Annotated in this window: 23 protein-coding genes; 14 read left to right on the plus strand and 9 right to left on the minus strand. The window is 72.3% G+C overall.

From position 1 onward, the window contains the following. Positions 1-188 precede the first annotated feature (188 nt). The 3 genes from ACN27G_RS24295 (at position 189) to ACN27G_RS24305 (ending at position 2,454) form a co-directional block, all read left to right on the plus strand. Positions 189-1,388, plus strand: a complete 1,200-nt coding sequence (locus ACN27G_RS24295) for a PucR family transcriptional regulator (protein ID WP_421495071.1) — start codon at positions 189-191, stop codon at positions 1,386-1,388. A 344-nt stretch (positions 1,389-1,732) separates the two neighbouring features. After that, on the plus strand, positions 1,733-2,194 hold the full coding sequence (locus ACN27G_RS24300; RefSeq protein WP_421495072.1) for a hypothetical protein: 462 nt from the start codon (positions 1,733-1,735) through the stop codon (positions 2,192-2,194). A gap of 2 nt (positions 2,195-2,196) precedes the next feature. After that, complete coding sequence (locus ACN27G_RS24305) at positions 2,197-2,454, plus strand: DUF3817 domain-containing protein (RefSeq protein ID WP_421495073.1); 258 nt, start codon at positions 2,197-2,199, stop codon at positions 2,452-2,454. Between the two features lie 283 nt (positions 2,455-2,737). Here ACN27G_RS24305 and ACN27G_RS24310 read toward each other — a convergent pair whose 3' ends face one another. Then, the gene (locus ACN27G_RS24310) at positions 2,738-3,220 is read right to left on the minus strand and encodes a MarR family winged helix-turn-helix transcriptional regulator (RefSeq protein WP_421495074.1); all 483 of its coding nucleotides are present in this window, start codon (positions 3,218-3,220) and stop codon (positions 2,738-2,740) included. Positions 3,221-3,297: 77 nt separating this feature from the next. Between ACN27G_RS24310 and ACN27G_RS24315 the strand changes: the two genes are divergently transcribed. From ACN27G_RS24315 to ACN27G_RS24325, 3 genes are read left to right on the plus strand one after another with little or no spacing between them, the layout of a single operon-like run. Next, positions 3,298-3,585 (plus strand): hypothetical protein, encoded by a 288-nt coding sequence (locus ACN27G_RS24315; protein ID WP_421495075.1) that lies wholly within the window; start codon positions 3,298-3,300, stop codon positions 3,583-3,585. A gap of 4 nt (positions 3,586-3,589) precedes the next feature. Beyond that, on the plus strand, positions 3,590-4,288 hold the full coding sequence (locus tag ACN27G_RS24320) for an NADPH-dependent F420 reductase (protein WP_421495076.1): 699 nt from the start codon (positions 3,590-3,592) through the stop codon (positions 4,286-4,288). A 52-nt stretch (positions 4,289-4,340) separates the two neighbouring features. After that, positions 4,341-4,718 (plus strand): DoxX family protein, encoded by a 378-nt coding sequence (locus ACN27G_RS24325; RefSeq protein WP_421495077.1) that lies wholly within the window; start codon positions 4,341-4,343, stop codon positions 4,716-4,718. A gap of 12 nt (positions 4,719-4,730) precedes the next feature. Here the strand turns inward: ACN27G_RS24325 and ACN27G_RS24330 are convergent, their stop codons facing one another. The 4 genes from ACN27G_RS24330 to ACN27G_RS24345 form a co-directional block, all read right to left on the minus strand. After that, the gene (locus ACN27G_RS24330; protein ID WP_421495078.1) at positions 4,731-6,740 is read right to left on the minus strand and encodes a beta-galactosidase; all 2,010 of its coding nucleotides are present in this window, start codon (positions 6,738-6,740) and stop codon (positions 4,731-4,733) included. A gap of 89 nt (positions 6,741-6,829) precedes the next feature. Beyond that, the gene (locus ACN27G_RS24335; RefSeq protein ID WP_421495079.1) at positions 6,830-8,170 is read right to left on the minus strand and encodes an ABC transporter substrate-binding protein; all 1,341 of its coding nucleotides are present in this window, start codon (positions 8,168-8,170) and stop codon (positions 6,830-6,832) included. A 49-nt stretch (positions 8,171-8,219) separates the two neighbouring features. Next, entirely contained in the window at positions 8,220-9,020 is an 801-nt protein-coding gene (locus ACN27G_RS24340) for a carbohydrate ABC transporter permease (RefSeq protein ID WP_421497442.1), read from the minus strand. A gap of 122 nt (positions 9,021-9,142) precedes the next feature. Then, positions 9,143-10,060 (minus strand): carbohydrate ABC transporter permease, encoded by a 918-nt coding sequence (locus ACN27G_RS24345; RefSeq protein ID WP_421495080.1) that lies wholly within the window; start codon positions 10,058-10,060, stop codon positions 9,143-9,145. 250 nt (positions 10,061-10,310) lie between these two features. Here ACN27G_RS24345 and ACN27G_RS24350 point away from each other — a divergent pair, with 250 nt between their 5' ends. The 4 genes from ACN27G_RS24350 to ACN27G_RS24365 all read left to right on the plus strand — a co-directional run bounded on the left by ACN27G_RS24350 (position 10,311) and on the right by ACN27G_RS24365 (position 15,429). Next, positions 10,311-11,474 carry a LacI family DNA-binding transcriptional regulator gene (locus tag ACN27G_RS24350; RefSeq protein ID WP_421495081.1) on the plus strand — a complete coding sequence of 388 codons (1,164 nt, stop codon included), beginning with the start codon at positions 10,311-10,313 and terminating at the stop codon, positions 11,472-11,474. A gap of 112 nt (positions 11,475-11,586) precedes the next feature. Continuing rightward, positions 11,587-12,264: a permease prefix domain 1-containing protein gene (locus ACN27G_RS24355; RefSeq protein ID WP_421495082.1), complete on the plus strand. Its 678-nt coding sequence runs from the start codon at positions 11,587-11,589 to the stop codon at positions 12,262-12,264. Positions 12,265-12,455: 191 nt separating this feature from the next. Then, positions 12,456-14,696 carry an MMPL family transporter gene (locus ACN27G_RS24360; RefSeq protein ID WP_421495083.1) on the plus strand — a complete coding sequence of 747 codons (2,241 nt, stop codon included), beginning with the start codon at positions 12,456-12,458 and terminating at the stop codon, positions 14,694-14,696. Continuing rightward, entirely contained in the window at positions 14,689-15,429 is a 741-nt protein-coding gene (locus ACN27G_RS24365; protein WP_421495084.1) for a nitrilase-related carbon-nitrogen hydrolase, read from the plus strand. The genes ACN27G_RS24360 and ACN27G_RS24365 overlap by 8 nt, the downstream gene beginning before the upstream one ends. Here ACN27G_RS24365 and ACN27G_RS24370 read toward each other — a convergent pair. Beyond that, entirely contained in the window at positions 15,426-16,457 is a 1,032-nt protein-coding gene (locus ACN27G_RS24370; protein ID WP_421495085.1) for an ArsR/SmtB family transcription factor, read from the minus strand. The genes ACN27G_RS24365 and ACN27G_RS24370 overlap by 4 nt on opposite strands. A 63-nt stretch (positions 16,458-16,520) precedes the next feature. On the opposite strand from ACN27G_RS24370, the gene ACN27G_RS24375 reads away from it, so the two are divergent. From ACN27G_RS24375 to ACN27G_RS24385, 3 genes are all read left to right on the plus strand, one after another. Continuing rightward, positions 16,521-17,501, plus strand: coding sequence for an aldo/keto reductase (locus ACN27G_RS24375; RefSeq protein WP_421495086.1), 981 nt, complete (start codon positions 16,521-16,523; stop codon positions 17,499-17,501). A 192-nt stretch (positions 17,502-17,693) separates the two neighbouring features. Then, positions 17,694-18,584 carry an oxidoreductase gene (locus ACN27G_RS24380; RefSeq protein ID WP_421495087.1) on the plus strand — a complete coding sequence of 297 codons (891 nt, stop codon included), beginning with the start codon at positions 17,694-17,696 and terminating at the stop codon, positions 18,582-18,584. 761 nt (positions 18,585-19,345) lie between these two features. Next, the gene (locus ACN27G_RS24385) at positions 19,346-21,259 is read left to right on the plus strand and encodes a hypothetical protein (RefSeq protein ID WP_421495088.1); all 1,914 of its coding nucleotides are present in this window, start codon (positions 19,346-19,348) and stop codon (positions 21,257-21,259) included. A gap of 206 nt (positions 21,260-21,465) precedes the next feature. On the opposite strand, the gene ACN27G_RS24390 is transcribed toward ACN27G_RS24385, so the two are convergent. After that, the gene (locus ACN27G_RS24390) at positions 21,466-21,834 is read right to left on the minus strand and encodes a DUF3499 domain-containing protein (protein WP_421495089.1); all 369 of its coding nucleotides are present in this window, start codon (positions 21,832-21,834) and stop codon (positions 21,466-21,468) included. Positions 21,835-22,017: 183 nt separating this feature from the next. On the opposite strand from ACN27G_RS24390, the gene ACN27G_RS24395 reads away from it, so the two are divergent. Next, positions 22,018-22,467 carry a metallopeptidase family protein gene (locus ACN27G_RS24395; RefSeq protein WP_421495090.1) on the plus strand — a complete coding sequence of 150 codons (450 nt, stop codon included), beginning with the start codon at positions 22,018-22,020 and terminating at the stop codon, positions 22,465-22,467. Between the two features lie 74 nt (positions 22,468-22,541). Here ACN27G_RS24395 and ACN27G_RS24400 read toward each other — a convergent pair whose 3' ends face one another. Both ACN27G_RS24400 and ACN27G_RS24405 read right to left on the minus strand, forming a co-directional pair. Continuing rightward, positions 22,542-22,799, minus strand: coding sequence for a WhiB family transcriptional regulator (locus ACN27G_RS24400; protein WP_421495091.1), 258 nt, complete (start codon positions 22,797-22,799; stop codon positions 22,542-22,544). A 325-nt stretch (positions 22,800-23,124) separates the two neighbouring features. Beyond that, positions 23,125-25,668, minus strand: coding sequence for a bifunctional FO biosynthesis protein CofGH (locus ACN27G_RS24405; protein WP_421495092.1), 2,544 nt, complete (start codon positions 25,666-25,668; stop codon positions 23,125-23,127). Positions 25,669-25,782 lie beyond the last annotated feature (114 nt).

Consider the following 25,782-nt stretch of genomic DNA (forward strand, 5'->3'; position numbering starts at 1 on the left):
TCCTGAAGTGTGTTCGTGGATCACTCGGGCAAAGGGTTTGCCGACAGGGTGCCAGCCGCCCTGTTGTCGCGTCTTCGTGAACATTGATAAAGTTCGTCGGCTGGATCGGGCGACGCGCTTGTCATTGATGACAGTGCACCGCCCCGCATCCACGTTCGCGGTGCCCGCGGTGCCCGCAGGGAGGTGTCATGGGTGATCTCTTCCATCACCTGCGCCGCCAGGTCGACGCCAATGCCCGCCGCGCTGTTGCCACCTACCGCCGCGAATTAGACGATTTCCGGAGAATGGAAGCGACCGGGACGGCTCTGACCACGATGTTCGACTTCGCGGTGGTGCTGCGCCGCCGTACCGCCGAACTCGCCGAGAACGACCACCCGTTCGCCGATGACGACCTTCACTTCATCGCGTCGGTCGGCCAGGAGCGCGGCGAGCGGGGCATCTCGCCGGAGACCGAACGGGCGGTGCGGAGCCTGCACACCACGCTGACGTTGCAGGAGGTACGGGAGGCGGCGGGCCCGGACGAGATCGCCGACGTGCTGCACATCCTTCGCTGGATCGGCGTCAACGGGGTGCACGCCCAGAACGCCTACACCCGTGGCTTCCTGGCCGGCCAGCGGAACATCGTGTCGTTCCCGCGCCGGGTCCAGCGGCTGGCGGCGATGCTCCTCAGCGACGACCCTGCGGCGGGTCAACTCGCCGCCGGGCTCGCCGTCGCCGCCGGAGCCCGGACCTGGGTGACGGTGGTCCGCATCCATGACGACGTCGGCCCGTTCACCGACAAGGTCCGGACCGCCGCGGTGGAGGCGCTCCTGAACACCCACCGGTTCCCGATGATGTGGCGTACCCCGGACGAGTTCGTGGTGCTGACCCCGGCGACGGTCGCGGCCACACCGTTCGTCCCGGTGGACGGCGACGCCGTGTCGGTGCTCAGGGACCTCCACGAGATGGTCGACCGGCCCTGCGCGGCCGGATCCACGGTGGGCCGGTCCGGCCACCTCCGCGAGGCGACCGCGCTGGCCCGCCGGATCAGCCGGGTCGCGCCGGTGCAGCGTACGCCGCGACAGGTGCACACCGTGGCCGACGTCATCGTCGAACTCGCCCTCGGCGAGCTGCCCGAGGTCGACCGCTGGCTACGGGCCCTCGGCGAGTTGCTCGACGGGGGCCCGGACCTGATCCGGACCCTGGACGCCTTCTACCGCCACGACATGAACCGGACCGAGGCCGCCAGCGCGTTGCGGATCCATCCGCGGACCCTCGACTACCGGCTGCACCGGGCGGGCGACCTGACCGGCCTTCATCCCACCTCCACCCGGGGCGTGCAGGTGATCGGCGCCGCGGTGACCCACGCGATGCGCCTGGCCACCCGCCCCGAGAGCCCTCCGGCCTGACGGAATACGCCGTGTGGCGCCGGCTCCGCCGGTGGCTGGTGGTTGTGGGCCCGGGAAGCCCCGCCGGAAAGGCGCCCCGACCCGACAGCCGACCCGCCCCGGTCGGCGACGCGGTCGACCGGGGCGGGATCACGTTGGCGAGAAACCGTTGGAGTATGGCAATCCAGCCGCTACCCGGCCTCGTACCGGCTGAATAGTGTCGGCCTCACCGCCGACGAAGAAGGACTGGTCCGGTTGCCCGCGCGCTTCAGCACACGTGTCATCCGCGCCGCACGGTGGTCGTCCGGCCACCACCGCCGGACGCACCACCCGACCCGCCCCGCCGTGAGCTGCTGGCAGCGCCGATGACCACGTTTCTGCTCTCGGTCCACGTGCTCGCCGCGATCGTCGCGATCGGGCCGGTGACCGTCGCCGCCAGCATGTTTCCCCGGATGGCGCGCCGCGCCATGGCCGGGTCCGGCACCGACCGGGACCTGGCCGTGCTCCACTCCCTGCACCGGATCTGCCGCGTCTACGCCGCCGTCGGGATCGTGGTACCCGTGTTCGGGCTCGCCACCGCCAGCAGTCTCGGCGTGCTCGGCGACGCGTGGCTGATCACATCGATCGCGTTGACCACGGCCGCCGCCGGCGTACTCGTGCTGCTCGTCCTGCCACGCCAGGCCCGCATTCTCGGCCCGGCGGCGGGCCCGGACGTCGATACGCGGGGGCCGGCACGGCTGGCCATGTACACCGGGATGTTCAACATCCTGTGGGCCGTGGTCACCGTGCTGATGATCGTCCGACCCGGCTCCACGACCGGGGTGTAGGCGTGAGTCCGTTACCGGCACTGCGCCTTGCGGCGGGGGCGGAGCTCGCGACCCTGGCCATCCTGCTGACGAACCTCGCCACGGCGCACTGGCCGCAGGTCTCCTCCGCGATCGGACCGATCCACGGCTGCGCCTACCTGTTCGTCATCGTCCTCACCGTCCGGCTGAGCCGGGTCCGCCGCACCCGGGCCACGGCCGTGGTCCCCGGCATCGGCGGCCTGCTCGTCCTGCGGCAACTCGCCCGTCCGGGGAAGGACTAGACGCGCTGCACCCGCTGTCGGGACACGCGTAGCCGCTCCTGCAACTCCTGCGGCCCATACAGGTGGCGACCCATACTCCGACGCTGTGCAAGTGCCGAGTGGTCACATTGCCAGATGGTCAGGACGCCACTGTCGTCTTGACAGGCCCCAGTCACTCCGACACCCTCAACCCGCAATCCAGACCTGACCTGGTCGAACTGCTCACCCGATTCATCGCCTGGACCGGACGCGATCACCCGCCACGTTCCCGCCGGTAGCCGCGGGGCAGGGAGACGCGCTGTCGTCAGTCGGGGTCCGGCGGCGGGGCCGGCCGCGTCAGGTGCGTCCGCAGGGCGGCGGCGATCTGGGCGGCGGCGGCGAGCTGATCGGTGGTGAGGGCGTCGACGAACAGTTCGCGTACGGCGCGCAGGTGCGGGACCGTGGCGGCGTGGAACGCCTCGGCGCCGACGGACTCCAGCACGACCTCGGCGCCCCGGCTGTCGACGGCGCACTCCTCGCGCCGGATCAGGTGCCGCCGCTCCATCCGGTTGAGGTGGTGGGAGAGGCGGCTGCGTTCCCAGCCGATCCGGGCGGCCAGCTCGGAGGAGCGGAGCCGGTGCCCGGTCGCCTCGCTCAGGGCGAGCAGCACGGCGTAGTCGCTCCGGGAGAGCCCGCTGTCGTGTTGGAGGCGGGCGGCGAGCGTGGTACGCAGCGCCTCGGTGGTCTCGACGAACTCGCGCCAGACGCGAAGTTCGTCCCGGGTGGGAAGCTTCCGTGCCCTTCCCATCGTCACCACCTCCACTACTTGACGCGTCAATGATATGGCGTCATGATTGACGCGTCAATCATGTGGAGGGCAGCACCGTGAGTGAGCTCCTGCTCGGTCTCGACACCTTCGGCGACGTGCCGGTGGACGGGGCCGGCGCGCTGCGCCGGGCGGAGTTCGAGGCCGAGGTGGCGGAGGGGTCGCTCTACATCGGCTCCCCGGAGACCGTCGCCCGGAAGATCGCCCGGGCCGTCACGGCGCTCGGCGTCGGGCGGTTCGACCTGATCTACTCCGCCGGAGCCCAGCCGGCCGCCGCCAGGATGCGCGCCGTCGAGCTCTTCGACGCCAAGGTGGCGCCGACGGTCCGCGACATCCTGGCAGGCTGAGGCGATGGAGACGCGCAGCACGAGCAGCACCACCGTGGGCATCCTCGGTGCCGGCAAGCTCGGCACCGTGCTGGCCCGGCTCGCCGTCGCCGCCGGTCACCGGGTCCTGGTGGCCGGCTCCGGCGACCCGTCGAAGATCGCGCTCATCGTCGAGATCCTCGCCCCGGGCGCGAGCACGGTGACCGCGGCCGAGGCCGCCGGGCGGGCCGACATCGTCATCCTGGCGCTTCCGCTCGGCAAGCACCGCAGCGTGCCGGCCGAGGCGCTGCGCGGCAAGCTGGTGATCGACGCGATGAACTACTGGTGGGAGGTGGACGGGATCCGGGACGACCTCACCGACCCGCGTACCTCCTCCAGCGAGACCGTGCAGAGGTTCCTGTCCGGGTCACGGGTCGTCAAGGCGTTCAACCACATGGGCTACCACGACCTCGAGTCCGAGGCCCGGCCCGCCGGCACGGCTGGGCGCCGGGCGATCGCGATCGCCGGGGACGACCCGGACGGCGTCGCCACGGTCGCGGCCCTGGTCGACGCGCTCGGCTTCGACCCGGTCGTCGCGGGCGGCCTGGCCGAGGGCGTACGCATGGAGCCCGGCACCGGGCTCTTCGGCGCGAACACCGACGCCGTCGGCGTGCACGCGATGCTCGACCGCTTCCCGGACTCCGAGCGTGGCCGCGCCGTCGGCCAGGCACGCGCACGACCCTGACAACCCTTTCCCACCCCCACTCCCACCCCTCGACCCAAGGAGTTCCCCGATCATGAACATCGTCCTCTGGATCGTCGCCATCGTGCTCGCGGCCGCCTTCGTCGGGGCCGGCGCGATGAAGCTGCTCCAGCCGAAGGAGAAGCTCGTCACCGACCCCCGGATGGGCTGGGCCGAGCCGTTCCCGCCCAACCTGATCAGGACGATCGGCGCCCTGGAGATCCTCGCCGCCATCGGGCTGACCCTCCCGGCCCTGCTGGACATCGCCCCGATCCTCGTGCCGCTCGCCGCCACCGGCCTGGTCGTGATGATGATCGGTGCCGCCGTGACGCACGGCCGGCGCGGTGAGACCCAGTCGGTCGTGATGAACCTGGTGCTGCTCGCGCTGGCCGCCTTCGTCGCCTGGGGGCGGTTCGGCCCGTACGCCTTCTGACCCTGCCCGGGGTCAGTCCGGGGCACCCTCGACGACCACCACCCCGTCCCGCTCCAGCAGGACCGCACCGGCGGTCGCGCGGAGCGTGGCGGCGTCGAGGGGAGCCCCGGTCCGGTTGACCAGGAACCGGTAGCGGCCGCGTACCGCGAGGTCGACCCGGCCCCGCAGGTGCTCCGGCAGGTCACTGTGCACACCGGCCCGGTGTGCCAGGTCGGCCAGCACGGGCGTCAGGCCCGCCGGGCCGAGCCGGGTGGAGACGTACGCCGCCGAGCCGCCGCCGACCGTCCGGCGGGTGATCGCCGCCCGGCCGGCCTGGTCGCCGGTCTTGTACGAGGCCAGCACCTCCGTGTCGGGATCGGTGCGCTCGATCCGGTCCGTCCAGAGCGTGCCGGTGCCGCCGTTGTCCAGCTCGACGCTCTCCCCGTCGCGCAGCGGGGCGAACTCCTCGATCCGGATGCCGAGCAGGTCACGCAGCGCGCCCGGATAGCCGCCGAGCCACACCCGGTCGTGCTCGTCGACGATGCCGGAGAAGTAGGTGCTGACCAGGTGGCCGCCGCCCGCGACGAAGCCGCGGAGCCGGTCGGCCAGCGACGCCGGTACGACGTGCAGGATCGGCGCGACCAGCAGGTCGTACTCCTCGATCGGCGCCGCGACCGGCACCACGTCGGCGCGGATCCCGAGGTCGAGGAAGGCGGTGTACCAGTCCAGCGCCTCCTGCCGGTAGCGGAGCCGGTCGGTGGGGTGGGAGTCGAGTTCCGCGGTCCACCAGGACTCCCAGTCGAAGAGGATCGCCGCCCTCGCCCGCCCGCGCCGGGTGCCGGCCACCGGAGCCAGCGCCCGCAGCGTGGCGCCGAGCTCGGTCACGGCGCGGAAGACCTCGCTCTCCTCGCCCGCGTGCGGGACCATCGCGGAGTGGTACTTCTCGGCGCCGCCCGCCGACTGCCGCCACTGGAAGAAGCAGACCGCGTCGGCGCCGTGCGCCACCTGCGCGAGCGAGTCCCGGGCCAGCTCGCCGGGGCGCTTGGCGACGTTGACCGGCTGCCAGTTGACGGCGCTTGTGGAGTGTTCCATCAGAAACCAGGGCCGGCCCTGCGCCAGGTTGCCGGTGAGGTTCGCCGAGAAGGAGAGTTCGTCGTAGGACTGCGGCCCCGGGGTGCGGTAGTGGTCGTTGGCGACGAAGTCGACCTCGCCGGCCCAGTCGGCGTAGTTCATGCCGCTGGTCCCGCCCATCACCATGAAGTTGGTGGTGACCGGGATCTCCGGGGTCAGGGCGCGCAGCAGGTCGCGTTCGGCCCGCAGGTGCTGCTTGAGCGCGTCGGAGGAGAAACGCTTGAAGTCCAGTTGCTGGCCCGGGTTGGGATAGGAGGCGGCCCGGCGGGGCGGCAGGATCTGCGCCCAGTCGCTGTAGTGCTGCGACCAGAACGAGGTCGACCAGCCCTGGTTCAGCGCCTCCAGGCTGCCGTAGCGGTCGCGCAGCCAGGCCCGGAACGCCGCCGCCGCGTCGTCGGAGTAGTCGTAGATGTTGTGGCAGCCGAGTTCGTTGGAGACGTGCCAGGCGGCGAGCGCGGGATGCGTGCCGTAGCGCTCGGCGAGCCGGCGGGTCAGCCGCAGGGCGTGCTCGCGGAAGACCGGCGAGGTCGGTCGCCAGTGCTGCCGGCCGCCGGGCCAGAGGGTACGCCCGTCGCGGTCGACGGGCAGGATCTCCGGGTGTTTCGCGCTGAGCCAGGGCGGCGGTGAGGCGGTGGCGGTGGCCAGGTCGACCGCGATGTCGTTCGCGGCCATCAGCTCGACGACCTCGTCGAGCCAGCCGAAGTCCCACTCCTGCTCGGCGGGCTGGAGCCGGGCCCAGGAGAAGATCGCCAGCGAGACGATGTTCACCCCGGCGGCCCGCATCGCGCGGGCGTCCGCCGGCCACACCTCGCGGGGCCACTGCTCCGGGTTGTAGTCGGCGCCGTACGCCAGCCGTGCCCGGCCCGGGTCCGAGGGCCAGCGGAGCCAGCGGTGCCTGCGGTCTTCTCCCACGACGAACTCCCCAGGATGACGGTGCTGCTTGGGCGGACACGACCGGCCGGCCACCGCTCGGGCGGCCGGCCGGTACGCGACGAACCCTGCTACTTGACGGTGAAGCCCTGTTCCTGGCCGTACTTGACCGAGGCGTCCTGCCATGCCTTGAGCCCTTCGGCGAGGGTGGCCTGGCCGAGGTAGGCCTTGCCGACGGTGTCGCCGAAGATGCTGTTGGCGTAGACCTGGAAGGGCAGGTACGACCAACCGGGCGCGACCTGCCGGGCCGACTCGGCCAGCACCTGGTTGACCTTCTGGCCGCCGAAGTACGGGAACTCCTTCTCCAGGAACTGCGGTGCGTTGAGCTGGGCGGTGGTGGCCGGGAAGGCACCGCCGTCGGCACGGGTCTGCGCGCCCTCGTCCACGGTGGCGTACTTGAGGAAGGCGTACGCGAGGGTCTTGTTGGCGGCCTGTTCCGGGATCGCCAGCGAGCTGCCGCCGTTCTCGGCGGTGACCGTGCCGCCGGCCTCCCACTGCGGCATCGGCGCGACCCGCCACTTGCCGTTTCCGGCCTTGACGCCCGACTCCAGGTTCGCCGGCATCCAGGCGCCGATCACCAGCGTCGCGATGGTGCCGTCGCCGAGCCCCTGGTACCAGTCGTCGCTCCAACTGGTGACGGGCGAGAGCAGCTTGCCGTCGATGAGCTTCTGCCAGGTGGCGGTGAACTTCTGCGTGCCCGGGTCGGCGAAGTCGACCCCGACCGTGGTGCCGTCGACGCTGTAGGGGCGGCCACCGGCCTGCCAGATCATGCTGGTGGTGAAGCCGGCGTCGCCGACGTCGTTCGTGATGTACGCCTTCGGGTCGGCCCGGTGCAGCTTCTCGGCCTCGGTGACGTACTCGTCCCAGGTGGTCGGGACAGTGAGGCCGTGCTTGTCGAAGACCTCCTTGTTGTAGAAGAGCGCCATCGGGCCGGAGTCCATCGGCAGGCCGTATACGGCGTCGCCGGAGCGCACGGCGTTCCACGGGCCGGGGGTGAAGGTGCCGTCGAGCGCGTCGGTGCCGTAGCCGTCGAGGCTGGTCAGCGCCTTGGAGAGCACGAACTGCGGCAGCGCGTAGTACTCGATCTGGGCGACGTCCGGCACCCCGGAGCCCGCCTTGACGGCGTTCTGAAGTGCGGTGTACTGGTCGTTGCCGGTGCCGGCGTTGACGAGATCGACCTTCACCTTCGGGTACTTGGCCTGGAAGTCGGCGGCGACCTGCTTGAGGGTCGGCTCCCAGGCCCAGACGGTGATGGTGCCGCCGGCCTCCAGGGCGGCCTGGATCTCGGCCTCGGAGGCACCGGAGGCCGGCCCGGCGGAGCCGCCGTCGTCGCCGGAGCCGCAGGCGGTGACCAGCAGCGAGGCGGAGAGGACCGCGCTCGCCAGTATTGTTCGGCGTCGTATGCGCATCATCAGGGTTCCCTTCGTGGAATTCTTCTGTCGCGGATGTGCTGGGGGTGGGTTATTCCTTGACGCTTCCGGTGGAGAGGCCCGACTGCCAGTAGCGCTGGAGCAGCAGGAACGCCGCGATCAGCGGGACGATGGTGAGCAGGGAGCCGGTGATCACGAGGTTGAAGACCACCTCACCGCCCGCGGTGCCGGCCTGCCGGTTCCAGGCGTCGAGGCCGATGGTGAGCGGATACCAGTTCGGGTCCTTGAGCATGATCAGGGGCAGGAAGTAGTTGTTCCAGGTGGCCACGACGTTGAAGAGCAGCACCGTGACGGTCCCCGGCGCCAGCAGCGGGGCGCTGACCGAGAAGAAGGTGCGGAACTCGCCGGCGCCGTCGATCCGGGCCGACTCGAGCATCTCGTTCGGCACGGCGTCGGTGGCGAAGGTCCACATCAGATAGAGCCCGAACGGCGAGATCAGCGAGGGGATGATGATCGCCCACGGGGTGTTGGTCAGTCCCAGCCGGGAGAACATCAGGAAGGTCGGTACCGCCAGCGCGGTGCCGGGCACGGCGACGGCGCCGATGACCACCGCGAAGACGCCCTTGCGGCCCGGGAAGTCGAACTTGGCCAACCCGTAGCCGGCGAGCGCGGCCAGCAGGGTGGCGCCACCGGCGCCCAGGGTCACGTAGAGCAGGGTGTTGAGCAGCCATCGGGTGAAGATGCCGCCGTCGTAGCGGAAGGTGTCGACGATGTTGTCGAAGAGCGCGAAGTCGCCGGCCGGGGCCAGCCCGAAGGAGTCGAAGAGCCCCTGCTGGGTCTTTGTCGCGTTGATCAGCAGCCAGGCGAGCGGCAGCAGCGCGTAGATCAGCATCAGGCTGGCCAGCACGGTCAGCGTCACGCTCCGGCGGCGGCGCGGGGCCTGCCGGCGTACGGTCGGCGGCCGGCGCCGGGTCGTCGCGCGCGGCGGTGTGGGGGTGGTCACAGTCGCCATGCTCAGACCGCCTTCCGGGTGGCGCGGAGCTGGACCAGATAGGCGACGATCATCGTGATCACGCCCATCACGATCGCCACCGTCGCCGCGTAGTTGAACTGCTGCCCGGCGAAGGAGAGCGAGTACGCGTAGAGGTTGGGCGTGAAGTAGGTGGTGATCGAGTTCGGCGCCAGGGTCTTCAGGATGGTCGGCTCGTTGAAGAGCTGGAAGCTGCCGATGATCGAGAAGATCGTGGCGATCAGCAGCGGACCGCGCAGCGCCGGCAGCTTGATCGCGGTGATGATCCGCAGCTGGCCGGCCCCGTCGATCGCCGCCGCCTCGTAGAGGGACGGGTTCACCACCCGCAGGGCCGAATAGAGGATCAGCATGTTGTAGCCGACGAACTCCCAGGTCACGATGTTGCCGATCGAGGCGAGGATCAGGTCGGGCGAGAGCGGGTCGGGCAGCGAGATGCCGAACGCCTCGTTGAGGTTGCCGACCAGGCCGAACCGGGTGCCGTACATGAAGCCCCACATCAGGGTGGCGACGACGGCCGGCACGGCGTACGGCAGGAAGACCGAGATCCGGAAGAACGCCGACCCGTAGAGCCGGCCGCTGTCGATGGCGAGTGCGATCAGCAGCGCCAGGAACAGCATGATCGGCACCTGTACGGCGAGGAAGATCGCCACCCGGCCGAACGCCGACCAGAACTGCGGGTCGCTCAGCGCGTTGGCGTAGTTCTCCAGGCCGACGAAGGTGGTGCCGCCGATGAGCTGGGTCCGGAACACGCTCAGATAGAGCGAGTACGCGATCGGCGCGAGGAAGACCAGCGCGAAGACCGCCATGAACGGGCCGACGAACTGCCAGCCGACCCAGGACCGCCGGCTGCCGGACCGCGCTCTCCGGCCCGCCGGGCGGTACGTCTGCCCTGCCGAAGCCACCGGTGTGCTCCTTCCCCACCCGGACCCCGGGCGATGACGGTTACGTAAACATTGCCACGGGATTCGTGCCCGATGACAGTGGGTACCGACTGAGGGCCGCAGAGCAATGTTTACGTAAACTCGCGTTGCGGTATAGTGGCACTCCGCTCCACGGCCGTCAAGTAACGGCTTGGACGCGGGGAGTGGGCTGACGCGGGCGTGGGCTTTCGGCGTGGGCTTCTTTCGGTCTGGGCGCAGGGCAGGAGCGACGATGGAGGCGGAGACCCGGGGGCACCGGCCACCCATGCAGGTCGGTGGCGCCCAGCGCGGCGGCTCGGGGATCCCGGGCGGGCGCCGCAAGCAGCGGGTCTCGATGGCGGACGTCGCCCGGCTCGCGGGGGTCTCGTCGCAGACCGTCTCCCGGGTCTCCAACGGCCATCCGGCGGTGGTCGAGACGACCCGACAGCAGGTGCTGGCCGCGATGCGGCAGCTCGGCTACCGGCCCAACAGCGCCGCCCGGGCCCTGCGCTACGGGCAGTTCAACACCATCGGTGTGATTCTGTTCAACCTCTCCTCCACCGGCAACAGCCGGACCGTCGAGGCGATCGCCACGCACGCCGCGATGGAGGGCTACGCGATCACGCTGATCCCGCTCGGCGCGCCCACCCAGGACAACGTGCTCGGCGCCTTCACCCGGATGGGCGAGCTCGCCGTCGACGGCGTCGTCGTCATCATCGAGATCCACCTGCTCGACACCGGCACCGTGGCGCTGCCGCCCGGCGTGCACGCGGTGGTGGTGGACTCCGACGCCGGGGACCGGCACCCCGTCGTCGACACCGACCAGGCCGACGGCGCCCGGCAGGCCGTTCGCCACCTGCTCGACCTCGGGCACCGTACGGTGTGGCACGTCGCCGGCCCGGCCGAGTCGTTCGCCAGCGAGCGGCGCGCCAGGGCGTGGCGTGCCGTTCTCGAGGCGGACGGCCGTCCGGTGCCGCCGCTGGAGCGCGGCGACTGGTCCGCCGAGTCCGGCTACCGGGCCGGGCTGCGGCTGGCCGCCGAGCCCGACTGCACCGCCGTCTTCGCCGCCAACGACCAGATGGCGCTCGGCGTGCTCCGGGCCCTGCACGAGTACGGCCGGCAGGTGCCGGGCGAGGTGAGCGTGGTCGGCTTCGACGACATCCCGGACGCCTCCGCCTACCTTCCCCCGCTCACCACCGTGCACCAGGACTTCGCCGAGGTGGGGCGGCGCTGCGTGCAGGCACTGCTGCGGCAGATCCGCGACGAGCCCGCCGACCCGGGCACCGACCTCGTGCCCACCCGGCTCGTCGTCCGGTCGAGTACCGCCGCCGCCTCACCGCCGACGTCACCGCGGACGCCCGCTCCGGCTCGTTTCCCTACGTCGTACCCGCCTGAGCGCCGCACCGCGAGGGGGTGACGGCGGCACCCGTAGGTGCCTGCCGCTCAGGGAGATCTCCGGGTCGGGCACGCTTCGCTTCCGGCGGTCCGGCCGGCATACTGGGACGCCGGTACGCGACGGATTGTGAGCTGTGACTGCTGCGATTGAGGGCTATCTCGCCGACCTCGACCGGGCCCTACGGGGGCCACGGCGGGCCAGGGCGAGCCTGCTCCGGGAGGCCCGGGACAGCCTGGTCGACGCGACCGAGGCGTACGCGGAGACCGGTCTGGGGCCGGAGGCCGCCGCGCGGCAGGCGATCGACGACTTCGGCGACGTCGCCCGGATCGCGCCCGACTACCAGGCCGAGCTCGCGCTGGCGCAGGGGCGGCGTACGGCGCTGCTGGTCTTCGCCACCCTCATCGCCCAGCCGCCGATCTGGCACCTGGTCGACTGGATCGGGGGCGGACCGGATCCGCTGTCCGGCCTGGCCGGTTTCCTCGACGCGCTGGTGAGCTGGCTGGGTGCGCTGACCATCGTGGTCACGCTGGTCGTCGTCTGGACCTTCGGCACCGGGACACGCCGGCTCGGCAGCACGCGGCTCGGCAGCACACCCTGGCGCACCCGTGTCACCGGGCTGTTCGCCTGTGCCGTGGCGGTCACCTTCAGCGCGATCGGCCTGCTGCTCGCGCTCGTCAGCCCGGCGACGGGTCTGCTGGCTCTCGCCCGGATCCCGGTGGCGCTGGTGTTCCTGATTCTCCCGATGCTCCTGGTGGCCCGGGACGGCGCACGCTGCCTCGCGACGGCACGGGCGACAACGACCTCCCGCTGACCGCGCGCCGACGCTCCGGAACTCGCCGAACCCGCCCATCTCAGGCAGGTTGCCGCTCGCAGTTCGATGCGACCGCCGCCCGGACTCCTCCCCCAATGCGTAGTTAGACTACATGTAGGCTCCTAACTGCTTGACCGACCAGGCGACGGAGCCGGCCCGAGGCCGATCCCGAGAGCACGAGGAGAAATCCGATGCCCACCGAATCAGGCCCCACGCAACGACGCGCCGCCGCACCGCCCCCGTCCGGCGGGGTTGGGCCGCACCGGGCCGGTGTCTTCGCCCGGATGGCCGGCTGGTCCTACCGACGGCGGTGGAGCGCCCTGCTGATCTGGGTGGTCGTGCTCGCCGGCCTCACCGTGGCCGCCCAGGCGGTCGGCCCGGACTACCACAACGACCACTCGCTGCCCGGGACCGAGTCCCAGGCCGCCACCGACACGCTCCGGGCACACGGCTCGACGCGGACGGCGGGCAGCGTGCAGATCGTCCTGCACCACGCGAACGGCATCGGCGGCGCCGAGGTCCGGCGGCGTGTCGAGCCGATGCTCGCGCGGGTGCGCCGGATGACCTCGGTGGCCGAACTGACCAGCCCGTACGAGGATCCCCGGGCGATCACCTCGGACGGCACCACCGGCTACGCCGGCGTCACCCTCACCGGGCCGGGCGGGGAGGTGCCGGCCGAGGACGTGCGGGCCGTCATCGACGCCGCCCGGTCGGTGGCCGGCGACGGGTTGCGGGTGGAACTGGCCGGAGACCCGGTCCGGGTCGCCGAGGAGTCCGAGGGCGGCGCGGCGGAGGGCGCGGGCCTGCTGGCGGCGCTGGTCATCCTGGTGATCCTCCTCGGTTCGCTGCTCGCCGCCGCCCTGCCGATCGGAATCGCGATCTTCGCGGTGGGGAGCACGCTCGGTCTGGTCGTGCTCGCCTCGCACGTCGCCACCGTCGCCGACTACACCGCCCCGCTGATGGCGCTTGTCGGGCTCGGCGTCGGCATCGACTACGCCCTACTGGTCTTCTCGCGTTTCCGGTCGGAGCTGCTGCACGGCGCCAACCGGGGCACCGCCACCCGCACCGCCCTGGACAGCGCCGGCCGTACCGTCTTCTTCGCCGCCTGCACGGTGGTGATCGCGCTGCTCGGCCTCGTCGTGCTCGGTCTCGGCTCGCTCCAGGGCGTGGCCGTGGCGGTGGCGCTGACGGTCCTGGTCACGATGCTCGCCTCGCTCACCCTGCTCCCCGCGCTGCTGGCGATCGTCGGCGGCCGCGTCGAGCGGGGCATCCGCCGCCGGGCGGAGCGGGCGAAGCGCACCGAGGGCACGCTCTGGCGCCGCTGGTCGGCAACGGTGCAGCGCCGGTCCTGGCCGGCCCTGCTGCTCCCCACCGCGCTGCTGCTCCTGCTGGCGGTGCCCGCCCTCGACATGCGGCTGGGCTTCGCCGACGCCGGCAGCGACGCGCCGGGCAGCACCAGCCGGCAGGCGTACGACCTCATCTCGACCGGCTTCGGCCCGGGGCACAACGGCCCGCTGGTGGTGGTCGTCGAGGGCGGCCACCCGGCGGCGACCGAGGTGGCGGCCGCGCTGGCCGGTGCCGACGGTGTCGCCTCGGTCACCCCGCCGTTCCCGGCACCCGACGGGCAGGTGCACACCCTGCTGCTGGTCCCCACCTCCGCCCCGCAGGACGCGGCGACGATGGAGCTGGTCGACCGGCTCCGCACCGAGGTGCTGCCGCCGGTCGAGCGGAGCACCGGCGTGCCGGTCCTGGTCGGCGGCGGTACGGCGGCGGCCGTCGACTTCGCCGACGCGGTCGCGGACCGGCTGCCGCTCTTCGTGGTCGTGGTGGTCGGCCTCTCCGCGCTGCTGCTGGTGGTCGTCTTCCGGTCCCTGCTGATCCCGGTCAAGGCGGCGCTGCTCAATCTGCTCAGCGTCGCCAGCGCGCTCGGCGTGATCACCTACGTCTTCCAGTACGGCAACCTGGGTGTCCAGCCCGGTCCGGTCGAGGCGTTCGTTCCCGTACTGATCTTCGCGATCGTCTTCGGTCTCTCGATGGACTACGAGGTCTTCCTCGTCTCCCGGATGCACGAGCACTGGGAGCGGCACCGCGACGCGGCGGGCGCGATCCGCGAAGGGCTGGCCACCACCGGACGGGTGGTGACGGCCGCCGCCGCCATCATGATCGTGGTCTTCAGCGCCTTCCTCTTCGACCCGGGCCGGATGCTCCAGCAGTTCGGGCTCGGCCTGGCGGTCGCCATCCTCGTCGACGGCTTCGTCATCCGCTGCCTGATCCTGCCCGCCGCCATGCACCTCTTCGGCGCCCGCGCCTGGTGGCTGCCGTCCCGGCTGGGACGCTGGCTCCCCCGGGTCGCCCTGGAACGCCCCGGGCCGGCGGCGCCCGGTGACCGGCTCGGGCCGGCGGCGCCGGACTACCATCGGCCGGGTGCGTGAGCCGTTGATCCTCGCCGTCGCCCAACCGCACTGTCTGGCCCACGACGTGGCGGAGAACGCGCGCGGCCACGCCGGGGCGGTCCGGGCCGCCGGCGCCCGGGTGGTGGTCTTTCCCGAGCTCTCCCTCACCGGGTACGAGTTGGACGCCGCCCCGCTCGGCGCCGACGACGCGCGGCTCGCCCCGATCGTGGCGGCCTGCGCCGAGGTGGGTTCGCTGGCCCTGGTCGGCGCCCCGGTGCCGGGCGGCGGCGGACGGCGGCACATCGGGGTGCTGGCCGTCGACGGCACCGGAGCCCGGGTGGCGTACCGGAAGATGTGGCTGGGCGGGGCCGAGCCGGAGCACTTCGCCGCGGGCCCCGCACCGGCGGTCGTCGAGGTGGCCGGCTGGCGGCTGGGGCTCGCGGTCTGCAAGGACACCGGCGTGCCCCGGCACGCGGCCGAGACCGCCGCGCTCGGCATCGACGCCTACGTCGCGGGGGCGGTGGACTCCGCGGCGGATTGGGGCATCCAGGCGGAGCGGGCCCGCCGGACCGCCGCCGCGCACCGGGTCTGGGTGGCGACCGCCAGTTTCGCCGGCCCGACCGGCGGAGGGTTCGCCGACACCGCCGGCCGGTCGAGGATCTGGAACCCGGACGGGATCGTGGTGGCGGAGGCGGGACCCGAACCGGGTGTGGTGGTCCGGGCGACCCTGACCAGCCCGCCCCGACCCGCACCGGACGGTGGAAACCGCTAGGGACGCCCGGACGGCGGTGTCCCGGCACCCAGTTGCTCCCCCAGCCCGGTACGCAGATAGCGCAGCCGCCGGCCCACCCGCTCGCCCACCACCAGGCCGGCGTCGCGCAGCGTGGTCAGATGGTGCGAGGCGGTGGCCGGGGCCAGCCGCAGGGCGGTCGCCACCTCACCGGTGCTGTGCGGCACCGCCAACAGGGTGAGCACCGCCGCCCGGGTCGGGCCGAGCAGCGCGGCCAGCGCCGGCGGCGGTTCGACCGGGGCCGCCCCGCCCGGTACGCCACCCGCCGGCCGCTCCGGAACCGGCGCGTCCCAGAGCCGACCGTATCCCCGGGGCGGATACCAGAGCGCCCGGCCGATCGGCCCTGCGGTCACGGGATAGACCATCGGGCCGGCGAAACCGGCCGGTAGCAGGGCCAGCGAACGCCCGTCCAGGCTCCACCACCGCTCCTTGGCCGAGGCGAGGAGCAGCGCCGTACCGTCCCAGTCCAGTTTCGGGTGAAGCCCGCGCAGCAGCGCCCGGGGACCGCGTTCGGCGGCACCGAGCGCCCGGTGCGCGATCTCGCCCTCGGCAACGGCCCGCAGCCTGGGCCAGACCGGCGCGATCGCCAGCGCGACGTACTGCCGGACCTGCCGGACCAGCTCCGCCAGCCCGCCGGCCGGGTCGGTGCCGAACCGGACGATCTCCGGCGGCGCGGCATGGCCCGCCCAGGCCCGGTCCACCTCGGCGGCGACCACGTCCCACGGGGTCTCCGCGATCACCCGCAACTCCTCGTCCAGGGTGGGGCGGGCGACGGCGGGCACCGGGGTGAGGAAGTCCGGCACCTGGCAGGTCGGCGCGGCCACCACGGCGCGGAGCGTCCGCAGCGAAACGTTGGCGAGCGCCGGCCGCACCCCGTCCCGCCAGGCCGCATGCATCCAGAACCGGTCCGGGCGCTCCAGCGCGAAGAGGCTCGTCACCACCTCGACCATCGGCGAGTGCGCGAACCTGAGACCGGCCAGGTCGGCCGGGGCGAACTCGATCCGCAGCATGCTGCCATTCGAGCACGCTCGAACCGCTCCCGACCAGCCGGCGGCCGGGCCTACCGTCCCGGCATGGAATACACCCACCTCGGCCGCACCGGCCTGGTCGTGAGCCGGATCTGCCTGGGCACCATGAACTTCGGCTGGCAGATCGACGAGGCGGAGAGCCACCGCGTGCTGGATCGGGCGTACGACGACGGGATCAACGTCGTCGACACCGCCGACATGTACGGCCGGGAGGACGGCGACGGCCTGAGCGAACGGTTCATCGGCCGCTGGTTCGCCCGGACCGGCCGACGGGACCGGATCGTCCTCGCCACCAAGGTCTACGCCCCGATGAGCAGTTGGCCGAACGACGGCGGCCTCTCCGCCCGGCACATCGTGGCCGCCTGCGACGCGTCACTGCGCCGGCTCGGTACCGACTGGATCGACCTCTACCAGATGCACCACGTGCAGCGGGAGACGCCGTGGGAGGAGATCTGGCAGGCGATGGAGACCCTGGTGTTCCAGGGCAAGATCCGGTACGTCGGCTCGTCCAACTTCGCCGGCTGGCACCTCGCCCGCGCCCAGGCCGCCGCCGACCGGCGCGACTTCCTCGGCCTCGTCTCCGAGCAGTGCAAGTACAACCTGCTCACCCGGCACGTCGAGTTGGAGGTGCTGCCGGCGGCGATCGACCTCGGCATCGGGATCCTGCCCTACTCCCCGCTGCACTTCGGCGCGCTCTCCGGTGCACTCCGCAAGATCCGGGACGGGGTTCCCGGCCGGGCCGTCCTGCACGCCGCCGACCGGGTCGAGCCGCATCGAGCGGCTCTGACCGGATACGAGAAGCTCTGCGCGGAGCTGGGCGAGGAGCCGACCACGGTGGCGCTCTGCTGGCTGCTGTCCCGGCCGGGAGTGGTGGCGCCGATCGTCGGCCCGAGATCGGCCGACCAGCTCGACCTGGCGGTGCGGGCGGTCGGGACCGACCTCGGCACCGAGACCCTGCGCCGGTTGGACGAGTTGTTTCCGCCGATCGGTTCCGGTGGACCGGGCCCGGAGGCGTGGGCCTGGTGAATTCGCGGCCGACCGGCGACACGACGGGGGCGCCGGTCGGCCGCGGCCGGGCCGGCGGGTCGGCCGATCAGCCGGACGGGTGGCGGCGTTCCGCTTTCCGCCGCCCGCAGACCCGGGACATAGCAGAGTCGAGCACGAGCCGTCCCGGCTCACCATCACCCGGACACCGCTCGTCTCGAAGGGGATCGCAGCATGGCGAAGACGTGGCTGATCACCGGAAGTTCCCGGGGGCTGGGTCGGGCGCTCAGCCGGGAGGTGCTGGACCGGGGCGACAACCTGCTCGCCACCGCCCGGCAGCCCGACCAGCTCGCCGACCTCGTCGACCGCTACGGCGACCAGGTGCGACCGTTCGCGCTCGACGTCACCGACCCGTCCGGCGCACGGGCGGCGGTCCAGGCCGCGGTGCAGACCTTCGGCGGGCTGGACGTGGTCGCCAACAACGCCGGCTACGCCAACAGCGCCCCGATCGAGGAGACCCCGGAGGAGGACTTCCGGGCCCAGATCGAGACCAACCTCTTCGGGGTCGTCAACGTCACCCGGGCAGCCCTGCCGGTGCTGCGGGCCCGCCGATCCGGGCACTTCCTCCAGTTCTCCTCGGTCGGCGGCCGGGTCGGCGGGAGTCCGGGGCTGGGCGCGTACCAGACCGCGAAGTTCGGCGTGGAGGGCTTCTCCGAGGTGCTGTACCACGAGGTCAGGCCCTTCGGCATCCGGGTCACCATCGTCGAACCCGGCGCCTTCCGCACCGAGTGGGGAGGCGCGTCGATGCGGCTGGCCGAGGTGGGCGAGGACTACCGGTCGACGGTCGGGCGCATGCACGACCTGCGACGGGAGATGGACGGCCAGCAGGCCGGCGACCCCGAACGGGCCGCCCGGGTGATCGCCGACATCGTCGGGCTCGCCGTGCCCCCGCTGCGGCTGCTGCTCGGCTCCGACGCCCTCCGGCTGGCCGAGGAGTCGGCGCAGTCCCGTTCCCGGGAGGCCACCGCCTGGGCGGACGTCAGCCGGAGCACCGACCACGACAGCACCACCGACTTCGCGAAGACACCGGTCGCCGCCCTGCTCGCGCCGCGCAGCCCCAGCTGACGGGAACGGATCAGCGGCCCAGGCCGAGGCTCCCGGCCCGCAGGCCGGCCTGGAAGCGGGAGTCGGAGTCGAGCTGCTGCAGCAGCAGGTGGCCTCGAACAACGCGCGTACCCCGGCGATCAGCTCCGGAACGGTGACCACGGTGAACTCCCGGTCCGCGCCGCTCGTCGCCCCGGCCAGGATCACGACCCTCCGGTCGAGAATGATCGTCTCGTGCGGCAGCGGCGCCGCGCAGATCCGTACCCCGAGTCCGGAGGCCGCGGCAGCGGCGAGGCGGTCGCGCTGCGCGTCGTCGACGAGCGCGGCGACGGTGTAGAGCTTCCGCACGGTGAGACCGGCCCGGACGTGCGACCGGACCCCGCCGACCAACCCCATCCGGGCGGTGGTCCGGGACCAGGTCTCCAGGTCGGTCGCGGCACAGGCGAACTCGCTCCGGACGCCCGTGAAGAGGTGCCCGGCCCGCCGGACCAGCTTGTCCTCCCCGCGCACGGTGATCACCCGGCCATCCGCCACCCACCCAGTCTGACCCGGCCGACCGGGCGGCGCCAGATCCCCCGTCCTCGCCCCGCCTCCGGTGAACCCGGGTCGCCGCGGAAAACGCGAACGGCAGCGCCGGCCCGACCGGCTGACCGGGGCCCGACCGCAGTGGCAGAAACTGACGTCGACGGATGGCCTGCCATCCACATGGGACGTACGCTCGGGCGACACACGTTCGACGACGGTCCGACGGCGGAAGGTCAGGCATGAGAAGGAGACGCACCATGGTCGTGGCGGCCGCCACGGCGGTGGTCACCGTGCTGTCGCTGGCACCGGCGAGCAGCCAGGCCGCGACGACGCGATACCAGCATCTCGACCCCGGTGGGCAGCCACGGCTGACCGAACGGGTCCCGGTCAACGTGGTCTTCGTCGGCTACGGGTCGCACCAGGTGCCCCGGGCGGCGTACCAGGCCGGGCTGCCCCGCGGCTACGAGCCGGTGGTGCGGTCCCGGCTCTGGTACGGCACCCAGGAGAAGCTCGGGCTGCACTACACCTACGACTACCGGATCAGCTACGCCGACCGGCGCTACGAGGACCGGTTCTTCGGCGAGCTCACGCGGCTGGCCGAGCCGGCTCCGCTCACCTCGCTCCAGGCCGAGTACAACGCGCAGCAGCGCAACGTCCTCGACATCGCCGGCAACCACCACATCGACGCGCCCAGCGTCGAGCGCTGGCTGGCCAAGAACCCGCCGGCCGGGGTCGACACCCGGCGCAACACGATCTTCTTCATCAACTGGTACGGGCGCTCCGACTTCCGGTTCCACGTCTACACCAAGACCAACGAGCCGGATCCCGACACCGGATACAACTTCGGCGTCGAGCGGGACAGTCGAAAGATCATCGCGTGGGGCGGCACCACCGCGCGGGACGAGGAGGACGGCCTCGGCTCCACCCACCGGGTCTGGTTCCACGACCTGTCGGCCGGCCCGGAGTCCTGGACCTCCAACTGGAACGTGGACACCCCCGACCTCGACGACAACGGCGTCGAGGACTACCGGATGCCGCCGACCTGGGAATACGCCCCCGGCGGCTACCGGGCGCCGGGGAGGCTCGCCGGCGACCTCGGGTTGATCACCCGGTACGTCGCGCTGAACCTGCTCTTCACCACCTCGCCGCTCTATCCGGTGGAGCTGCCGACGGCCGGGCCGCCGCGCTCGATCAACCTCGACAGCAACGTCTACGAGGGCTGGCCGGGCGTGGACGCCTCCCGGAGGTACGTCAAGCCCGACCTGCTCCTCGCCGAACTGCGCGAGCTGCGCTGGCGCAACAGGCTCGACTACGACAGCCAGGACCTCCCCTTCACCGGTGACGCCGAGCGCTGCTACCGGCTGGCCGTGGAGGAGGACGTCTCCTGCTATCCGGAGACCGGCTTCCCCGGCTTCGCCAACTTCTATCTGCAGAACCGGAAGCAGTTGGCGCGTACCCAGGACGACCAGGGACGGGTCGACTACGAGCTGCCGATGTTCAGCTACGCCGTGCCGGAGGGGACCGACGTGCCGGCCCTCGGCTTCGCCGACGACAACTACGTCGACGGCACCCAGTCGTACGTCTTCGCCTTCGTCTCCCCGGCGGTGGTCGAGGCCGGATACGGCCTGACCACGACGCTGATCCACGAGGTGGGCCACCACGTCGGGATGAGCCATCCGCACGACGGCTACGACAGTACGTCCGGGGTGGACTACGAGCCGGCCGACGGGTTCTACTTCGTGAACGCCGGTGACCAAACCAACTCGATGATGAGCTACATCGACCTGAACTGGGACTTCAGCCAGTTCGACCACGACAACAGCGACCGGTTCCTCACCGCCGCCTATTACGAGGCGGCGAACCGGCTCGCCGCCGACGTCCTCGCCTCGCCCCGGGCGCACCGGGCCCGCGACGAGCTCGCGGCGGCGGACCGGCTGATCGGCAAGGCCACGTTCGCCCTCGCCGCCCACCGGTACACGTCGGCACACGCATACGCCGACCAGGCGTACGCCGAGGTCGTCGAGGGTGCCCGGCAGGCGGGCGTGCCGACCGACCGGATCGGCGCCCAGATGTCGGCGGAGGCGAGGGCCGCCCGGACGCTGGTGGAGGCGAACCAGCCGCACGAGTTCATCGACAGCCTCGACCCGGACGGACCGCGCAGCCAGCCCTGACCCGGGTCGTGGACGGCGGGCACCGACCCGTGCGGAATCCACGGCCGGCTGACAACACGCACAGCGCCCCGTGCCCCCGGCGACAAGCCCGGGGCACGGGGCGCTCCACGCCTTCTCCGGCTCGTCGGCTGGGCGCCGGGCCCGCGCCGGGCGCTCGTGAGCAGGGTACGCCGACGGGCCGGCTCGCCGTCCCGCACCGGCGCGGTTCAATGGCTGGGCGGGATGACCCGGAGGTGGCCGCGCCGGCCGGTCTGCTGCCCGGTGTGCGGATCGAACTCGGCCTCGTCCGGGCGGGGCGGGGCGGGGCGGGCCGCCTCGCGGACGGCCTCGGCGAGCGCCACCAGGTCGTCGGTGGTCGGCGGCGGCGGCTCGAACTCGCCCTCGTGCCGGACGACGTCCCAGCCCCGGGGAGCGGTCAGGCTCCGGGCGTGCGGCTCGCAGAGGTCGTAGGTGTGCGGCTCGGCAAAGGCCGCGAGCGGGCCCACCACGGCTGTCGACTCGTGGTAGACATAGGTCAGCGTGGCTACGGCCTGTCGGGGGCAGCCGTTGCGGGAGCAACGCCGTGGTGACCTCACGGCGGCACGGTATCTCCATTACCGGCTCCGCCACCACGCTTGGGCTTGCGACACGCCGGTACGGCGTGATCACATTCCGGACACCCGACTCCGACACGGCCGAGTCCCCGAGCCGATCTTGACCCCGGCAGGTCTACCCTGTCGTCGTGGGCGGTCGTCCACGACGAGCGAAGCGGGGTACAGATGACCAGTCCGGAGAACCGCCGGCCGGGTTCCGGGCACCGGTCACGCCGGGACCGGCACGGGCGCGGGCTGCGCGGCCGGCTCGTTCCGGCCACCGTCCCGCTGGCCCGGACCAAATCGGAGATCTTCGACGACCTGGTGCTGGACACGGTCGAGACGCTCGAGCGCCGCTTCGCCAAGGAGCTCGCCGGGGTCGAGTTCGCGGTCGAGGACGTGCCGCCGGACCTCAACGTCTACGACTCGGACGTGCTGGAGGACGGCGAGGTCCCGTTGGCCCGGCTGCTTCCCGGACGCCCGGGTCGGCAGGACGTGCCGCCCCGGATCGTGCTCTACCGCCGCCCCCTGGAGTTCCGGGCGATAGACCGGGACGACCTGGCCGACCTGGTGCACGATGTGATCATCGAGCAGGTCGCGAACCTGCTCGGCGTCGATCCGGACGAGCTCGACTGAGCCATCGACCGAAGCCGCCCGACCCGCAGGGGCTGGCCTGACCCGGGCGGCCCCCACCACCCGGGCGCGGCCGCTCAGGCGACGCGGCGCTTCAACTTGCGCCGTTCGCGTTCGGACAACCCGCCCCAGATTCCGAACCGTTCGTCGTGCCCGAGCGCGTATTCCAGACACTCGGCCTTGACCTCACACCGGGAGCAGATCCGCTTCGCCTCGCGGGTCGAGCCGCCCTTCTCGGGAAAAAACGCCTCCGGATCGGTCTGCGAGCAGAGCGCCTGCTCTTGCCACTCCGGAGCGTTTCCGAGCAGGTCGGCCACCTCGAGTCGGCCGTCCATCCAGTTGCCTCCTTATCGCGCACCGGCGCGGCAGCCGGCGCAACCCCCCACGCGGAAGGCGTGTTTGTCCGTCCGGTAGCGATTTGATGCGCTCCGTACGAACGACCCCACTGAAATTACACGTGTGTCATACGTGCGTCGTCAAGCCGAACCTGCTAAGTGGAGCCACCCTTACCGCGTGCCCGGACGACTGTGGAGTCATCGGGTCTCGCAACCTGCCCTATCGATTCAGACCGGGTGCGGGTAACGCCCGCTCGGCGAGTTGCGTCGGATATCCGGCGTGGCGCGCCCGGCGCGCCACAGGCGCCGTGCCCCGCCGCGCGGATCAACCGGCGTATCCGTAGACCGTCGTCCGGCGCCGCGCGGGCCGGCCGGCGGCCGCCGCGATCCGTTCGAGCTGGGCGATGGTACGGGCGGAGCCGTGGTCCGAGCCAGCCATCCGGGAGATCGTCTCCTCCATCAGCGTGCCGCCGAGATCGTTGCAGCCGCTCCGGAGCAACTCGGCCGTACCGGAATCCCCCAGCTTGACCCAGGAGCACTGGATGTTGTCGATCCGCCCGTGCAGCAGCAGCCGGGCCATGGCGTGCACGACACGATTTTCCCGCCAGGTGGGACCGGGCCGCGCGATGCCGGCAAGATAGATCGGCGCGTTGGTGTGCACGAACGGCAGCGCGACGAACTCGGTGAACCCGCCGGTGCGGTCCTGCAGCCCGGCCAGCACCCGGAGGTGACCCAGCCACTGCCGGGGGTGGTCGACGTGGCCGTACATCATCGTGGAGCTGGACCGGATGCCCAGCTCGTGCGCGGTGCCGACCACCTCGACCCAGGTGGCGGCCGGCAGTTTGCCCTTGGTGAGCACCCAGCGCACCTCGTCGTCGAGGATCTCGGCGGCGGTGCCCGGGATGGTGTCCAGCCCCGCGTCGCGCAGCTCGGTGAGCCACTCCCGGACCGGCACGCCGGCCTTGGCCGCACCGGTGACGATCTCCATCGGCGAGAAGGCGTGCACGTGCATGCCGGGCACCCGAGCCTTGATCGCCCGCACCAGTTCGGCGTACGCGCCGACCGGCAGCTTGGGGTCGATCCCGCCCTGCATGCAGACCTCGGTGGCGCCGGCCGCCCACGCCTCCTCCGCCCGGTCGGCGACCTGCGCCACGGAGAGGCGGTAGGCGTCCGCGTCCCGCTCCCGCTGGGCGAAGGCGCAGAACCGGCAGCCCACGTAGCAGACGTTGGAGAAGTTGATGTTGCGGTTGACCACGTACGTCACGTCGTCGCCGACGGCGGCCCGGCGCACGTCGTCGGCAATCCGACACAGCTCGTCCAGGGCCGCGCCGTCGGCGGCGAGGAGGGCGAGCGCCGCCGCCTCGTGCCGGGGCTCCAGCAGTGCCGCCGGATCGTCGGCGGCCAGCCGCAGCCCGGCCCGCAGCTCCGGATCGTCCGCCCGGGCGGCCGGCGCGGGTGCCGCCGCGCGCGGCGCCCCGGAGAGGCCGGCCGGCACCCGGGCGCCGACGGCGGACCAGTCGCCGTAGACGGAGTCGAAGTCGCCGCGCCGGTCACCGGTCCGGCCGGTGCTGTCGATCGTGGCGTGCAGGTCGGTCCGGCCACCCGGCACGAAGGCGTCGTCCGGCTCCTGCCAGGGCCGGCCGGTCGGCCGGGCCGACTCGACCGCCAGCCCGGTGCCGGGGTCGGCGAGCGCTCCGACGTGCGCGGCGAGCCGCGGATCCAGCCACGGATCGGCGCGCCGGACGTACTCGGGATAGACGGTCAGCCGCTCCCGCAGGGTGAACCCGGCGGCGGCGGTACGCGCCGCCAGCTCGTCCAGGTGCGGCCAGGGTCGCTCCGGGTTGACGTGGTCCGGTGTCACCGGCGAGACGCCACCCCAGTCGTCGATGCCGGCCCGCAGCAGGAGGTCGTACTCCCCCTCGATCAGGTTGGGCGGCGCCTGGACCCGCGCGCCCGGCCCGAGCAGGATCCGGGTCACCGCCACGGTCGCCGCTAGGTCGTGCAGCTCGGCGTCGGGCATCCCGCGCATCGCGGTGTCCGGCTTGGCCCGGAAGTTCTGCACGATGACTTCCTGGATGTGGCCGTACTCGCGGGCACTGCGCCGGATGGCGAAGATCGAGTCGATCCGCTCGGCGGGCGTCTCGCCGATCCCGATCAGGATGCCGGTGGTGAACGGCACCGCCACCCGCCCGGCGTCGGCCAGCACCCGCAGCCGGACCGCCGGTTCCTTGTCCGGCGAGCCGTAGTGCGGCCCACCCGGCTCGGCCCAGAGCCGGGTGGCGGTGGTCTCCAGCATCATCCCCATGCTCGGCGCCACCGGCTTGAGCCGCTGCAACTCGGCCCAGGAGAGCACGCCGGGGTTGAGGTGCGGCAGCAGGCCGGTCTCCTCCAGCACCGCGATCGCGCACGCCCGGAGGTAGTCCAGGGTCGAGTCGTAGCCCCGCTCGGTCAGCCACTGCCGGGCCTGCGGCCAGCGCGCCTCGGGCCGGTCGCCGAGGGTGAAGAGCGCCTCCTTGCAGCCCTGCGCCGCCCCGGCCGCCGCGATCGCCAGCACCTCGTCCCGCTCCAGATAGGCGGCGGGCAGCCGGTGCGGCACCGTGGCGAAGGTGCAGTAGTGGCAGCGGTCCTGGCAGAGCCGGGTCAGCGGGACGAAGACCTTCTTGGAGAAGGTCACCACGCCGGGGCGCCCGGCATCGACCAGCCCGGCGTCACGGATCCGGCCGGCGATCGCCAACAGCTCGTCCAGGAACTCGCCACGCGCGGCGAGCAGTGTCGTCGCCTCGTCCGGGTCGAGGGTCCGGCCCTCCGCCGCCCGGCGCAGCGCCCGACGCAGACTCGCGACGGTCGGTTGGTCACTCCCATCAGCCACTCGTGCAGCCTAGGCCGAATCCTCATCGACACCGTGCCCGGCGGCCTGCCGCCGTGGCCGGGGCGGGCGTGGCAACAGTCACAGCCGGCGGCCCGGCCAGACCGGGCCCGGCCG

This window comes from Plantactinospora sp. WMMB334 (genome assembly GCF_049179095.1).
In the GTDB taxonomy this organism is placed as follows: Bacteria; Actinomycetota; Actinomycetes; order Mycobacteriales; family Micromonosporaceae; genus Plantactinospora.